General features: G+C 73.5%; 12 protein-coding genes. 5 read left to right on the top strand and 7 right to left on the bottom strand.

Features of this window, described 5'->3' with window-relative positions:
* Positions 1–291: 291 nt before the first annotated feature.
* The 6 genes from O7603_RS08590 to O7603_RS08565 form a co-directional block, all read right to left on the bottom strand.
* A complete protein-coding gene (locus tag O7603_RS08590) occupies positions 292–1479 on the bottom strand; it encodes a mandelate racemase/muconate lactonizing enzyme family protein (RefSeq protein WP_281575156.1) in 1188 nt (395 codons plus the stop codon).
* A complete protein-coding gene (locus O7603_RS08585; RefSeq protein ID WP_281575155.1) occupies positions 1476–2441 on the bottom strand; it encodes a glycoside hydrolase family 88 protein in 966 nt (321 codons plus the stop codon). The genes O7603_RS08590 and O7603_RS08585 overlap by 4 nt, the downstream gene beginning before the upstream one ends.
* Positions 2438–3721, bottom strand: a complete 1284-nt coding sequence (locus tag O7603_RS08580) for an extracellular solute-binding protein (protein ID WP_281575154.1) — start codon at positions 3719–3721, stop codon at positions 2438–2440. The genes O7603_RS08585 and O7603_RS08580 overlap by 4 nt, the downstream gene beginning before the upstream one ends.
* Positions 3722–3747: 26 nt before the next feature.
* Positions 3748–4593, bottom strand: coding sequence for a carbohydrate ABC transporter permease (locus O7603_RS08575; protein ID WP_281575153.1), 846 nt, complete (start codon positions 4591–4593; stop codon positions 3748–3750).
* Positions 4590–5537 (bottom strand): sugar ABC transporter permease, encoded by a 948-nt coding sequence (locus O7603_RS08570; RefSeq protein ID WP_281575152.1) that lies wholly within the window; start codon positions 5535–5537, stop codon positions 4590–4592. The genes O7603_RS08575 and O7603_RS08570 overlap by 4 nt, the downstream gene beginning before the upstream one ends.
* A gap of 82 nt (positions 5538–5619) precedes the next feature.
* The gene (locus tag O7603_RS08565) at positions 5620–6426 is read right to left on the bottom strand and encodes an IclR family transcriptional regulator (protein WP_281575151.1); all 807 of its coding nucleotides are present in this window, start codon (positions 6424–6426) and stop codon (positions 5620–5622) included.
* A 115-nt stretch (positions 6427–6541) separates the two neighbouring features.
* On the opposite strand from O7603_RS08565, the gene O7603_RS08560 reads away from it, so the two are divergent.
* From O7603_RS08560 to O7603_RS08540, 5 genes are read left to right on the top strand one after another with little or no spacing between them, the layout of a single operon-like run.
* Positions 6542–9796 carry a hypothetical protein gene (locus O7603_RS08560; RefSeq protein WP_281575150.1) on the top strand — a complete coding sequence of 1085 codons (3255 nt, stop codon included), beginning with the start codon at positions 6542–6544 and terminating at the stop codon, positions 9794–9796.
* Positions 9796–10956, top strand: a complete 1161-nt coding sequence (locus O7603_RS08555) for a mandelate racemase/muconate lactonizing enzyme family protein (RefSeq protein ID WP_281575149.1) — start codon at positions 9796–9798, stop codon at positions 10954–10956. Before O7603_RS08560 ends, O7603_RS08555 begins: the two co-directional genes overlap by 1 nt.
* A complete protein-coding gene (locus tag O7603_RS08550; RefSeq protein ID WP_281575148.1) occupies positions 10957–11853 on the top strand; it encodes a dihydrodipicolinate synthase family protein in 897 nt (298 codons plus the stop codon).
* The gene (locus O7603_RS08545) at positions 11850–12572 is read left to right on the top strand and encodes an SDR family oxidoreductase (protein WP_281575147.1); all 723 of its coding nucleotides are present in this window, start codon (positions 11850–11852) and stop codon (positions 12570–12572) included. The genes O7603_RS08550 and O7603_RS08545 overlap by 4 nt, the downstream gene beginning before the upstream one ends.
* Complete coding sequence (locus O7603_RS08540) at positions 12563–13444, top strand: SMP-30/gluconolactonase/LRE family protein (protein ID WP_281575146.1); 882 nt, start codon at positions 12563–12565, stop codon at positions 13442–13444. Before O7603_RS08545 ends, O7603_RS08540 begins: the two co-directional genes overlap by 10 nt.
* A gap of 100 nt (positions 13445–13544) precedes the next feature.
* Here O7603_RS08540 and O7603_RS08535 read toward each other — a convergent pair whose 3' ends face one another.
* Positions 13545–14498, bottom strand: a complete 954-nt coding sequence (locus tag O7603_RS08535) for an NAD(P)-dependent alcohol dehydrogenase (RefSeq protein ID WP_281575145.1) — start codon at positions 14496–14498, stop codon at positions 13545–13547.
* Positions 14499–14525 lie beyond the last annotated feature (27 nt).

Genomic DNA, 14525 nt, shown 5'->3' with positions numbered 1-14525 from the left:
TGTTGACCTTGGCTGAGTTGCGGTTCGATGTGTTGTGCGTACGAGGGCAGCGACCGTCGATCATGGATGGTTGTGGACTGACCCTGATGCAGCGGTGGCTGCCGGGTCGCGCCACCTCGCGAGCTGGAGGCTGCCGACGAGGGCGGGCGTGATGGCCAGGCACCCTCCACCGCGCAGCGAGACCCGCTGCTGCGGTTCGTGGTTCGGGTGGCGCATCATGTCCGGCTCCCTCTTGATTCGCTGCGAAAGACGTTAGGTGTGCGGTGATCGTGCCGGCAACGCGTTTTCTCGTCAGTCGCCCGTGAGCGCCCGTACGGTGTCCTCGTCGATGGTGATGCCGAGTCCGGTGCCGCGCGGCACCTCGCAGCGTCCGCGGACCGGTGCGACCGCGTCCCGGGCGACCGCGGTCAGCGGGTTGGTGCCGATCCAGTGTTCGAGCACGGCGAAGTTCGGCATCGCCGCGGCGCACTGGACGCTGGCGTACCAGTGGATGGCGGAGCCGATGCTGACGTGCGGGGTGGCTTGCGCGCCGAACGCGTCGGCGAGCGCGGCGATGCGCATGGTCTCGGTGATGCCGCCGGCCCGGCAGACATCGGGTTGCAGCACGCGGAGGGCGCCGGCGCGGAGGAACTCCAACGCCCGGTGCCGGGTGGCCAGGGAGTCCAGGGCGAGGGGGATGTCAAGGCGCGCGGCGAGGGTGGCGTACCCGTCGAGGTCCTCCGGCGGCAGCGGCATCTCGAAGAACCCGACGCCGGCCTCCTGGAGGGCGCGGCCGACCCGCAGGGCCTGCGGCACCTCGTACTGGCCGGCGGCGTCGGCGTAGACGGCGGCCTGGTCGCCGAAGACCTCGCGGACGCTCTGCACGGAGGCGATGTCGTCCTCGGGCCGGGCGCCGATGGCCACCTTGACCGCGTCGTAGCCGAGGTCGCGCAGCCGTTGCGCCTCCTGGCGTACGGCGGCTTGGCCGGCGGCCCCGGAGCCGGCGGGCGCGGCGGGCACCCCGGAGGCGTAGAGCCGCAGGGTGTCTCGGTAGCGGCCGCCGAGCAGGGCGTGCAGTGGCTGGTCGAGGGTGCGGGCGAAGGCGTCCCAGAGGGCGATGTCGAGGCCGGCGAGGGCTTCCAGCCAGAAGCCGCTGTCGTGGCCGCGGACCCGCATGCCGGTGTAGACGCGGTCCCAGGTGCGGCCGATCTCGTCCAGGCGAGAGCCGACCGCGATCGGCGCGATCAGGTCGTCGATGATCGCGGCGGTGGCCCGGGCGCCGACCGGGGCCTTCGCCTCGCCCCAGCCGATCACGCCGTCGGCCGTCTCGACCCGGACCAGCACCGCGTCGATGGTGTCGCTGTAGACGTAGCGGCGGCGCTCCATCGGCGGGTAGTCCACCAGCGCGCTGCCGTGGTCGGCGCTCCACGCCCGGGCGCCCCAGTAGGTCTCCGCCGGCTTGGCGCGCACCGCGTAGGTGCGGACGTCGACGACCTTCATCGGATCTCCTCGCTGGTGCGGTCCAGGACGGCGTGCAGCACCGGGGCCTGGCCCCAGGGGAAGACGCCGAGGGCACGGTGGTGGTAGTCGTTTGCGGCGCCGACCGGGGTCGCCTCGGACACGGTGAGCGCCGCAGCGTCGAGCCGGCGGAGGGTGGCGTGCCAGGCGCGGTCGGCCATCGCCCGGTGGGCGGGGTCGACCAGCCCGGCGTCGATCGCGTGCGGCACCACCCACGCGAGGTACGCGGACGTGCTCGCCTCGACCGGTGCGTCCGGGTCGTCGACCACCGTCGACCATTCGCCGTCACGTTCGTGTGCGGCGAGCGCGTCGACCAGCCGGGTGAGCCGGCGGGCGAGGCCGTCGTCGGGGGCGTGGACCAGCGTCTCGGTGAGGCCGATCAGCGCCCAGGCCTGCCCGCGGCCCCAGGCGACGCCGTTGCCGCGTTCCGCCTCGGCGTCGTAGCCGTGCTGGAAAAGGCCGCTGGGCAGTTGCAACGCGGCGGCGTACTCGGTGGCGTAGGCGACGGCCTCGTCGGGGTGGCCCAGCGCGGCGAGCCCGGGCCCGTCGGTGTGCATGCAGTCGACCCAGACCGTTGACGACCAGGGCGGCAGGTCGGGGCGGTGCAGGCGGGGGCCGCCCGGGTGGGCCGGCCGGGCGTGCCGGACGGCGGCCAGCCACCGCCGGCAGGCGTCGGTGACGTCGAGGTCGGGTCGCCGGGCGGCGAGGGGGAGCAGCGCCTCCACCGCGATGAGGTGGTCGGTGGGGTCCGGGGGTGCGGTCAGCGAGGGCGCGACGAGGTCGATCACCCGCTGGGTGAGGTCGGGGCGGTGCAGCGCGTCGCCGGCCCGGAGCAGGGCGGTGAGCGTGCCGCCGACGCCGAAGCCCCAGATCCGCGGCGCGGTGGCGGCGGTCGCGTCGGCGACCGCCGCCACCAGCCGGGTGTCGTACGCGGTGTCGGTCACTTGATGAGGGCCTGCACCGCCTGGCCCGCCTCGCGCATCGCGTCCGCGGGCTTGCTCTTGCCGACCAGGACGGCCTGGACCTGCTCGGAGATGGCCGTCTCCATCTGGGCGTACTGGGGGTACTTCCAGAAGGGGTTGGGCGTGGCGGTGGCGGTGATCCGCTCGCTGAACTGCGAGGTGAACGCGTCGGTCTTCACCTGCTCCGAGCCGAGCGCCTTCGTGGTGGTGGGCGGCAGGGAGAGGTCCTTGAAGTAGCCGAGGACGGTCTGCTCGTCGGAGGTCAGCCACTTCGCGAAGTCGGTGGCCGTGTTGGCGCCCTCGCCCTCGACCACGACGACCGCGTGGCCCCACTGCACGGCCCGGGGCTTGTCGCCGGCGGTCTTCACCGGCCGGGCGAGCGGGTCGAGCTTGTCGGCGAGGGACTTGTCGGGGGAGCCCTTGACGACGAAGTCGCGGCCGACGATGGCGTCGTCGTAGATGGCGGTCTTGCCCTGGGCGAAGAGGGTGCGGGCGTCGACCCGCTCGACGTCCGGGGCGATGAGCTTCTCGTCGTAGAGCTTCTTGTACCAGGTGACCGCCTCGATGCTGGCGTCGTCGCCGACGGTGACCTTGTCGCCGTCGAGCAGCGGGCTGCCGAACGTTTGCATCCAGATGAGGATGTCCTTGAGCTGGGCGACCTTGGTGGACGCGGCGTACGGAATCACGCCGGTGCCCTTGAGGGCTCGCAGCGCGGCCTCGAAGTCGGCGATCGTGGCGGGCGCCGCGGTGACGCCGGCCTTCTGCATCAGCTCGCGGTTGGCGATGAGGCCGATGGCGGCGGTGGTCCAGGGCAGGCCGACCTGCTTGCCGTCGACCTGCCCGGAGGTGAGGGCGGCCTCGGTGTAGCCGGCGTCCTTGGCCACGTCGCCGAGGTCGCGGAGTTTGCCGAGCGCGGCGAGGCCGGCGAGCCAGGCGATGTCCATCTGGGCGGCGCCGGTGAACTGCCCGCCGCGCACCTGGAGGGTGAGCTGGTTGAGGTAGGTGTTGTACGCCAGCGGCACACCGTTGACGCTGATGCCCGCCTTGCCGCCGTACCCGGTCATCAGCTGCTCGATCTTGGCCTTGGAGGCGTTGTCGGCCAGGCTCCAGGACGCGAAGGAGAAGTTGGTGGCGGACTTGGCGGTGTCCTCCTCGGGACCGCTCGCGCTCGGCGCGCAGGCGGCGACGCCGCCCAGGCCGAGGGCGCCGGCGCCGAGTCCGACGAGGCGGAGCATGTCCCTGCGGGAAAGGTTGCTGTTCATTGCTGGACCTCCGGGACGGGTGGTGGTTATCCCTTGATGGCGCCGGCGGTGATGCCGCCGACCAGGAACCGTTGCAGCGCGATGAACGCGACCACGACGGGCAGGGACGCGAGCAGCGACGCGGCCATGAGTTCGGCCCACTGCGCGGTCGCCTCGCCGAGGAAGGCGTTGACCAGGCCGGGCGGCAGTGTCGTCTTCTCGCGCCCGGCCAGGGTGAGGGCGAAGATGAAGTCGTTCCAGCCGCGGACGAAGGCGAACAACCCGGCGGCGACGAGGCCGGGCGCCGACAGCGGCAGGATGACCGAGTGGATGGTGCGCAGCCGGGACGCGCCGTCGACCCGGGCCGCCTCGACGAGGGTGTCGGGGATGGTGTCGAAGAAGCCCTTGAGCATCCAGACGCACAGCGGCAGCGTGAACGTGGTGAACGACAGCACCAGCGCGGTGTAGGTGTCGAGCAGGTGGTAGGCGCTGAACAGGGCGTAGAGGGTGACCAGCAGCAGCGCCTGGGGGAACATCTGCGAAGACAGCACGAAGTACATGAGGCTGCGCCGGCCGCGGAAGCGGAACTTGGAGAAGGCGTAGCCCATGTAGGCGGACACGACGACGCTGAGGACCGCGGTGACGACGGAGACGATCAGGCTGTTGACCAGGTAGCGGAGCAGGTCGGGTTCGTCGGCGAGCCGGGCGAAGTTGTCCAGGGTGAGCTGGGTCGGGAAGAACGACGGCGGGTAGCGGAAGGTCTGTTGGGCCGGGGTGAACGCGGTGGCGAGCATCCAGTAGACCGGCAGCAGACCGAACCCGCCGAGGATGACGACGGCGGTCCACGCGGCGGCGCGGGAGCCGCGGGTGTCTCGTGCGGAGCGTCTGCTCACAGCTGTCCCTCCCGCTCGGACCGGCGGACGTAGATCGCGACCATGGCGAGCAGCAGCACCATCCAGAGCAGGCCCAGCGCGCCGGCGCGGCCGAGGTCGAAGCCCTGGAAAGCGGTCTCGTAGACGGCGGTGGCGAACGTTTCGGTGGCGCCGGCGGGGCCGCCGCCGGTCATGACGTAAATCAGGTCGAAGTGCTGGAAGTTCCAGATCAGTTCCAGCAGCAGGACGATGCCGATGATGCCGCGCAGGTGGGGCAGGGTGACGGCGAAGAACCGCTGCACGGCGCCGGCGCCGTCGGTCTCGGCGGCCTCGTGCAGTTCGACGGGTACGGTCTGCAGGCCGGCAAGCAGCATCACCATGATCCACGGGAAGCTGGCCCAGGTCTTGGCGACGATGACGGCGGTCATCGCGGTGCCCGGCCCGGCGAGCCACGCCTGTGGGGAGTCGATCAGGCCGAGCGCCTCCAGCGCGCCGTTGGCCAGGCCGTAGTTGGCGTTGAAGATCCACATCCAGAGGAACGACACCACGACGCTGGGCACCAGCCAGGGGATGAGCAGCAGGCCGCGTAGGGTGGCTCGGCCGCGGATCCGGGTGTTCAGGGCCAGGGCGAGGGCCAGCCCGACGAGGAACGGGGCGATGGTGGCGCCGACGGTGAAGACCAGGGTCTGCCGCAGCAACCGCCAGAAGTCACCGCCGAGCAGGTCGGTGATGTTCTGCAGGCCGACGAAGGTGCGGCCGGGTTCGACGAGGCTCTGTTCGAAGAACGCGGTGACCAGGGACGCGACCAGCGGGTAGACGACGATCGCGGCGAGCATCGCCAGCGCGGGCAGCATGAGCAGGACGGCGAAGGCGCCGTCGCCGAGGGTGCGGGGTGGGCGGGCGCCGGGCGGCGGGGATTCGGGGGTGCGGCCGGTGGTGTCCGGGCGGGCGGTGTCGGTGCTCATGCCGGTGCTCCGCTCCGCTCACTGAGCCCGCTCATCGGACGGCGCTCGCTGGGCACGCTCGGGCGGCGCTCGCTGCGGCCGCTCATCGGACGGCCTGCATGCGGGCGGGGACGCGGTCGGCGGGGCCGAGGTAGCCCAGGCCGGTGCTGATCGCGTCGGCGACTTCGATGACCATGCGGGACAGCTCAGCCTCCCGGGTGTCCAGGGCGATCGCGGAGAGTGGTCCGGAGACCGACAGGGCCGCGCAGACGGTGCCGGTGTGGTCGAGGATCGGGGAGGCGACGCAGGCCCGGCCGCGCGCCAGCTCCTCGACCTCGGTGGCGTAGCGGCGCTGGGTGGCCCGCTCGACGGCCGCGTCGAGTGCGGCGTGGTCGGTGATGGTGGACGGGGTGTAGGCGGGCAGGTCGGGCAGGAGGGCCCGGCGCTGCTCGGGGTCGGTGCCGATGAGCAGGCACTTGCCGAGCCCGGTCGCGTGCAGCGGGTTGTGCTGGCCGATGAGGACGAAGGACCGGGGGGCCAGGGTCCCCTCGAAGTTGCACAGGTAGAACAGCGTGGCGCCGCTGCGGATGGCGACGTTGGCGCCGAGGCCGAGCTCGGCGGCGAGGGTCTGCGCGCGTTGGCGGGCCTCGCGGTGCACGGGGTGGTTGTTGAGGGCGACGCCGGCCATCGTGATCAGCGCCGGGCCGAGCTGGTAGAGGCCGCTGACCTGGTCGCGTTGCACGAGGTCGCAGGTTTCCAGCGTGGCCAGCAGGCGGGACGCGGTGGACTGGCCGAGGCCGGCGTGGCGGGCGACGTCGGAGACCCGTAGCGCGGGCTGGCCGGTGAGGAAGGCGTTCAGCACGGCGGCCGCCTTCTCGACGCTCTGGTTGGTGCCCTGATCACTCGCCACCCGGCATCTCCTTCTGGACGTGCCATCCATTGCTGTGTCAGAGTGGCGCTCATGTTGCATCGTGTCAACCGCCGATTGCATACGAGTTGCAGAAACGTCTCTGGTGGATGCCGCAATGACATCTGAGCGTGCACACGAGCGGGCCGGCCAGCCCTTCGACCGCACCGTCGAACTCGACGGTCGTGGTCACCCCGGCGGACGGCACCTGCTGGGCACACCGCTGGCCGCGATGACCGGCAACTACGCGGTCCGCGCCGCGCTCCGGCTGCCGGAGCCACGGCACGGCGCCGACGTCAGCGCCGCCGAGCTACGCCTCAACGCCGACCCCGACCGGTGGTACGCGATCCGGCTGCGGGTGCGCACCGGCGTGCGGTACCTGTCGGTGCTGCGGCACGCCGACGGGCACGACGAACTGCTCGCCGACGACATCTGCGCCTTCGACTTCGACCGGTGGCTACCCGTCGAGGTCACCGTCGCCGACGGCCGGATCACCGTCGCGGTCGACGGGCGCGTCGCGACGACCGTCACCGACCCCGATCCGCTCGACGGCGGCGGCGTCGGCGTCACGGCGGTGGCGACAGCCGCCGGGTTCGCCCCGGTCGAGGTGGTCGACCTCGGCCCCCGCGCCGTCCCCGCCGTCGGCCGCCCCTCCGCCGCCCCCGACCCGGCCGCCGCGCTGGTGCAGCCGTTCACCGCGGTCGAGGGCGCCGCGTACCGTCTGGAGGTCACGGCCGTCCGGGGCGACGACCGGTCCGGGTACGCCACGCACCTGCTGATCCGGGACGGACACGGCTGGGAACGCGTCGGCGAACCGCTCGGCGAACGGTGGGTGGTGCTGCACGGCGAGAACGGCAGCCGCCGCGACCCGCAGCGGACCCTCGACGCGCACCCCGTCTGGTTCGACGCCGTCGAGCCGCTCGGCCCGGACGCGGTGCGGCTGCACGGCGACGGCGAGCTGTTCTCCCTCACGGTCACCTGGCGGCTGGCCGGCCGGCACCCGAGCGCGACGATCGAGCTGGTCCCGCGCGTCGACGGCCGGTTCGTGGTCGCCTACCGGGCGTTCGCCGCCGCGCCGGACGACGAGGTCGACGAGGTGCTGTGCGGGCCGCTGCGGCACGCCCGGATGGTCGGGGGGCCGGCGTCCGTCGGCCGCGACGAGCTGTTCGCGCCGATGTGCCTGGTGCAGCGCGGACCGGTCACCACCGGCCTGTTCGCCCCCGCGTCCGAGCTGCCGTTCGAGTACGAGTCGGCCCGCGGCGACGACGACCAGCCGTTCGGGATGAGCCTGCGCACCCCCGACGGCGCCGTGCAGCCCACCCTCTACGCCCCGCAGTACGGCCGGCGGGCCGACCGGCGCGCCGGCGAGCCGTACCGGTTCACCGTCGGGGTGTACGCCGCCCACGCCGACCTGTACGACGCCTACCGCGACCTGCTGCGCGGCGAGTACGGCTACACGGCGTACCGGCGCAACGTCCACGCCTCGCTCACCGACACCGTGCACCACCTCATCGACCTGATGAAGGCCGGCCCGACCGCCGACGACCGGGTCGACTACCAGGGCTCACCGAGCGGCTGGTGGAGTCGGGCCAAGGGCTTCATCGACATCGAGAACGACCAGGCGGTCCGGGCCACCACCACCTCGGTGCTGCTCGGCGCGTACCTGCTGACCGGCGACGACGAGCTGTACGAGCGCCGCGCGCTGCCCACGGTCGAGTTCCACCTGTCCCGCAACGGCTACGGCTGGACGCCGCGCCAGGACGCCACCGTCTACGGCGACCCGACGAGGAACGCGCTGTGCGGCACGCCGTTCGGCGCGCCCGCCCTCGCCCCGCTGCACACACTGTCCCGGGGCGCGCTCACCGCCGCGCGGGACCTGGCGCTGTCCGCCTTGGACACGCAGGACTACTGGCTCAAGCGCACCCCGATCAGCGCGCCGCTGGCCGCGTACCGGATGACCGGGGACGCGAAGCTGCGGCAACAGGCCGAGGAGGCCGCCGACCGGTACGTCGCCGAGGAACTCGACCAGCCGTACGGCGGCGAGGCCGACCCGCACGACTTCGCCGTCTACTACTGCCGCGCCTGGGTCGAACTGCTGGAGATGTACGAGGAGACCGGCCGGCGCCGCTACCTGGACGCCGCGTACCGGGAGGCGAAACGGTTCGTCACCATGGTGTTCGCCCGACCGGTGCCCGACGGCACGGTGACCGTGCCGCAGCGGCCGCTGTTCGTCGACCGGCAGATCGAACTCACCGGTTGGTGGGACCCCGCCGCCCTGTACCAATACCCCGCCGACGACGTGCCGGACGAGCAGGTGCCCGCCTGGCAGGTGTCACCGACCGGGTTGGGCATCGAGGCGGTCAACACGTACCGGTTCAACGGCTTCACCCTCAACCCGGCCTGGGCGCCGTTCCTGCTCCGGCTCGCCGCGCACAGCGGCGACGACCTGCTGCGCGACGTCGCGCACAACGCGCTGGTCGGCCGGTTCACCAACTACCCCGGCTACTACTACCGGCAGTTCACCGTGCACCACCTCCGCCCCGACTTCCCGTACACCGGGCCGTTCGGGAACACCACGATCTACTACCACCACGCCCCCGCCCAGCTCGGCATGACCGTCGACTACCTGGTCGCCGAGCACGAGACCCGCTCCGGCGGCGCCATCTCCTTCCCCGGCGTGTTCGAGCAGACCTACGTCTGGTTCGCCTACCGCGTCCACGGCCACGCGCCCGGCCGGTTCCACGGCGAGGACGGGGTCTGGCTGTGGCTGCCGAAGGGCCTGGTGCGGCTGGACACCGAGCAGGTCAACTGGATCGCCGCCGACGGCGGGGACCGGCTGTGCCTGAGCCTCACCAACGCCGCGGCCACCCCGACCACCGTGACCGTCACCCTCGACCCGGCCCGCGTGCCCATGGCCCCCGGCCAGCCGTACCGGGCCGCGGTGATCCACGACCGTGGCGCGCCGCAGGAGACCGTGGTGGTCGACCACCGGCTCACCGTCGACGTGTCCGGGCACGGCATCACCGCGGTCATCGTGTACGGCCTCGCACTCGACGTGCCACTGCACCGCGCCGCCGCGCCGGTCGGCGCCCACCAATTCGGCGACGGGCCGGACGGCGCGGTCCGCGGCATCCTCATCCCCAAGCCGGACGGCAGCCGCTACCACGCCCACGTGCAGGCGGCCACCCGGGAACCGGCCACCCTGCACTGGTCGCTCGACGACGGCGCCACCTGGCGGCACCTCGACCGCGACGTGCTGCCCACCGAGTGGACCGTGCCGGTGGACGACGTGTCCGCCGCGTTCACCTACGTCGTGCAGGTCGGCGACCGGCGGTCCCGGCCGGTGCGGCTGGCCTGCGGGACGGAGGCGTGATGCGGGTCCGCGAGGTGCGCACCCACGTGTTGAAGGTCCAGGCCGACGAGGCGTACCTGGGGCCGAAGCGGGACGGCGGCGTCATCGGCGGCGGCTACGAGGTCCGCGAGCCGTGGCGCAGCCTCTACTCCGCCCGGTACGAGACGATGCTGGTCGAGGTGGTCGCCGAGGACGGCACCACCGGGTGGGGGGAGGCGCTGGCCCCGGTGGCGCCCGAGGTGCCGGCCGCCATCGTCGACCTGCTCCTCGCGCCGGTGCTGGTCGGCATGGACGCCACCGCGCCGCGCCCGGCCTGGCACCGGCTACGTGACCTGATGCGTGAACGCGGGCACCTCGTCGGCCACCAGGCCGACGCGCTCGCCGCCGTCGACATCGCGCTGTGGGACCTCGCCGGCCGGCTGAGCGGCCTCGGCGTCGCCCAGTTGCTCGGCGGCGCGTTCCGCACCCGGCTGCCCACGTACGTCTCCGGGCTGCCCCGCCCCACCGACCCGGAACGGGCGGCGCTGGCCCGCGACTGGGCCGACCGCGGCGCCGCGGCCGTCAAGCTGCACCTCGGCAACGGCGTCGCCGCCGACCTCGCCACCGTCGACGCGGTCCGCGACGCCGCGCCCGACCTGCGGATCGCCGTCGACGCGCACTGGGCGTACGCGGTGGACGAGGCGGTGGCCCTGGCCCGCGGCCTCGCCGACCGGGGCGCCTGGTTCCTGGAGGCGCCGCTCGCCCCGGAGGACGTCGCCGGCCACGCCGAACTCGCCGCCCGCGCCACCGTGCCGATCGCGGTGGGGGAGACCCTGCGCAACCGGTACGAGTTCGCGCAGTGGCTCGACGCGCGGGCGCTGCGGATCGCCCAGCCGGACGTGGCCCGTACCGGCATCACCGAGGCGATGGCGATCGCCGAGCTGTGCGCCGCCCGGCACCTGCCCGTCGCACCCCACCACTCCGTCGGCCTGGGCGTCTCCCTCGCCGCCGGCCTGCACGTCGCCGCGGCGGTCGCCGACCTCGCCGCGTTCGAGTACCAGCCGACCTCCACCGAGGTCGGGTCGCGCATCCTCACCGGGCCGGTGCCCCTGCACCCGGCCGCGTTCGACCTGCCCGCGGGACCCGGACTCGGCGTCGACGTCGACGCCGAGACGGTCCACGCCCTGGCCAAGGAGTCCTGAGTGCCCCACACCGTGCACGGCCTCGTGCCGATCCTCGCCACCCCGTTCGGGCCCGACGGCGCCCTCGACCTGTCCAGCCTGCGCCGGCTCACCGAGTTCCAACTCGCCAGCGGTGTCACCGGCGTCGCGGTCTTCGGCATGGCCAGCGAGGGTTTCGCGCTCACCACCGACGAGCGGACGCGGATCCTCGCCACGGTGACCGAGGTGGTCGCCGGCGCCGTCCCGGTGGTGGCCGGTGTCAACGGCACGTCCACCGTCACCGCGATCGAACAGGCCGACGCCGCGGTGGCCGGCGGCGCCACCGCGCTCATGGTGCTGCCCCCGTTCATGGTCAAACCGACCCCCGACCAGCTGCTCACCTTCTACGGCGACGTGGCCTCGGCCGCCGGCGTCGAGGTCATGGTCCAGGACGCGCCCGGCGCCACCGGCGTCACCATGGCGCCCGCGCTCATCGCCGAGCTCGGCAAGCTCGACGGCGTCACCTCCGTGAAGGTTGAGTCCCCGCCGACCGCGCCGAAGGTCGCCGCCGTGGTCGCCGCCCGCGCCGACGACAGCTTCGCCGTCCTCGGTGGGCAGAACGCCCAGTTCAGCCTCGAGGAGTACGCCCGCGGCGCGGTCGGCACCATGCCCGCCTGCGAATTCCCCGACCTGCTGGCACCCGTCCTCGCCGACTGGACCGCCGGCCGGCACGCCGACGCCCGCGCCGCGTTCCGCCGCCTGCTGCCGCTGATCCTCTTCGGCCTGCAACCGGGCATCGCCTGGGCCGTGCACAAGGAGGTCCTCGTACGCCGCGGCCTGATCGCCGACGCCACCGTCCGCTCACCGGCCCGCCCGCTCGACGCCGCCGGCCACGACTCGCTCACCGCCATCCTCGCCGACCTCGGGCTGGGCGGATGAGCGGCCGGGGCGTGCTCGTCGTCGGCGCGTCCTCACCGATCGGCACCGCGATCGGGCGCGCGTTCACCGACGCCGGTGACCGGGTCGTCGGCGTCTCCCTCGACCCGCACTCCGATCCCGCGTTCACCGCCGAACTGGTCGCCGACTGCGCCGACCCGGACGCGGCCACCGCCACCGTCGCCGAGGCGCACCGCATCCTCGGCCGGCTCGACGTCGTGGTGCCCGCCGCCGCGGTCATGCCGGTCGCTCCCGCCACCCGCACCACCGACGCCCAGTGGCGCATCGCCCTCGACGCCACCCTCTCCTCCATGTTCTACGTGCTGCGGGCGGCGCTGCCGCTGCTGCCGCGCGGCGCGGCCGTCGTCGCGGTCAGCTCGGTCAACGCGACCCTCGCCGCGCCCGGCCTGCCCGGCTACGCCGCCGCGAAGGCCGGCGTCGAAGGGCTGGTCCGCCAACTCGCCCTCGAGTACGGGCCGGCCGGCGTCCGGGTCAACGCGGTCGCGCCCGGCATGATCGGCCACGCCGACCTGCCCGGCGTGACCGAGGGCTACCCGCTGCGCCGCGTCGGCCGGCCCGAGGACGTCGCCGCCGCGGTGGCGTTCCTCGCCTCCCCGGCCGCCGACTTCGTCACCGGCGCCGTGCTCCCGGTGGACGGCGGCCTGTCCATCGCGTCCCCCGCCGCGTGGCTGCGCCCCGACCTGCGGGCCCGATGGCTGTGACGACCCCCGACGACGTCGAGTGGGCGGTGCTCGGCGACGTGCGCTGCACGCTCGGTGAGAGCCCCGTCTGGGACGACACGACCGGGCGGCTGCACCTCGTCGACGTTCCCGGCCGCACCTTCTGGACCGTCGACCCGGCCGGCGCCGCCGCCCACGGCACCCGCTGCGACCGGCCGATCAGCGCTGTCGTGCCACGCGCCGACGGCGGCTGGCTCGGCATCTCCGGCCGCGACCTCGGCGACCTCGACCCCGGCGACGGCGCGTTCCGCCCGCTGCTCACCCTGCCCGGCCCCGCCGACCTGGCGCTCAACGACGCGGTCTGCGGGCGCGACGGCCGCCTGTACGTCGGGCCGATCGACCGCACCCGCGCCCACCGCGGCGTCCTCCACTCGGTCGGGCCGGACCTGCGCCACCACGTGGTCGCCGCCGGCATCGGCGCGTCGAACGGCGTCGACACCAGCCCCGACGGGAGCATCCTCTACCACGCCGACACGTTCGCCGGCACGGTCACCGCGTACGCACACGGCCGCCCGGTCGCGTCGGTGCGGGTCGACCACCCCGACGGGCTCACCGTGGACGCGGCCGGCGGGGTGTGGGTGGCGCTCTGGGGATCCGGACTGCTGGTGCGGCACACCGCCGACCTCGCGCCGGACCGGGCGCTGCGACTGCCGGTCCCGCTGGTCAGCAATCTGGCGTTCGGTGGCCCGGGGTTGCGGCGGATGTTCGTGACCACCGCCCGGTCGGACGGCGCAGACCTGTCGGGAGCGGTGTTCACGGCCGACGTCGGGGTGTCCGGCCTGCCGCCGGCCCGGTTCGCCGCCGTCGCGCCGGCGGACACCGGACCGCCACCGGGCGCCGGCGCCCGCCGCTGAGCTGAGAGGGCTTGCTCGCCGGCAGGGCGCAGTGGCCGGGTGGCCGCGACCGCGACCGCGACCGCGTCGGCGTCCATCCGGGCATTGAAACGAAGCGGGGTCAGCTCACGGTCACGACGACCTTGCCGAGGGCGCGTCCCTCGCCGACGTGCGCCAATGCCTCGGGCACCTCGTCGAGGGTGAAGGTGCGGTCGATGTGGATGCCGAGGTCACCCGCCACGCAGAGATCGGCCACCGGCGCGAAGTGCGCCGGCCCCTCCCTGACGGCGAGCACGCCCAGCCGGCGGCGCGTGAGCCGACCGGCGACGAAGCCGACTGTCAGTACGCGCAGCAGCGCCGGAACCGACCCGCCCACGCACCGGTAGCGGCCACCGGTGGCCAGGGCCCGGCGGTAGGCGAACACCGACCGGTGCGCGACCAGATCGAGGATGAGTTCGTACGGGCCGCCGCGGGTGAAGTCCTGGCTGCGGTAGTCGATCACCTCGTCCGCGCCGACCGACCGCATGAAGTCGAGCTTGCCCGCGTTGTCGACGCCGGTCACCCGGGCACCGAGTCGCTTGGCGAGCTGGATCGCGAACGAACCGGAGCCGCCGCCGGCCCCGTTGATCAGGACCCGTTGCCCGGGTCGGGCGCCCTCGGTCCCCTGCCACGCGATCACGCCCGCCTGCGGAATCGTCGACGCCTCGGCGAAGGTCAGCGCCGCGGGCTTGCGGGCCAGCACCGACTCAGGGGCGATCGCGTACTCGGCGAAGCCGCCCTTGAGCATGAGGTTGTCGCCGTACACCTCGTCACCGGGATGGAACCGGGTGACGGCCGGGCCGACCGCCTCGACCCATCCGGCGATGTCCGAGCCGAGGATCCGGCGAGCTGGGGAGCGCAGCCCACCGATGCGCGAGTACAGCGGCGAGCCGCGCAGGGTCTCCCAGTCGCTCAGATTGATCGAGGTCGCCGCGACCTTGACGAGCACCTGCCCGGCGGCGGGGGACGGCGTGGGCACATTGTCGATCCGCAACACGTCCGGAGGCCCGTAACGGTCGTACACGACCGCTCTCATCCGCATACCCCCAGCCCTTCGGTGGAA

Origin of the sequence: Micromonospora sp. WMMD812 (assembly GCF_027497215.1) — a bacterium.
Taxonomy (GTDB): domain Bacteria; phylum Actinomycetota; class Actinomycetes; order Mycobacteriales; family Micromonosporaceae; genus Micromonospora.
The sequence above is the reverse complement of the archived record's forward strand: the minus strand, read 5'-3'. Positions and strand labels throughout refer to the sequence as shown.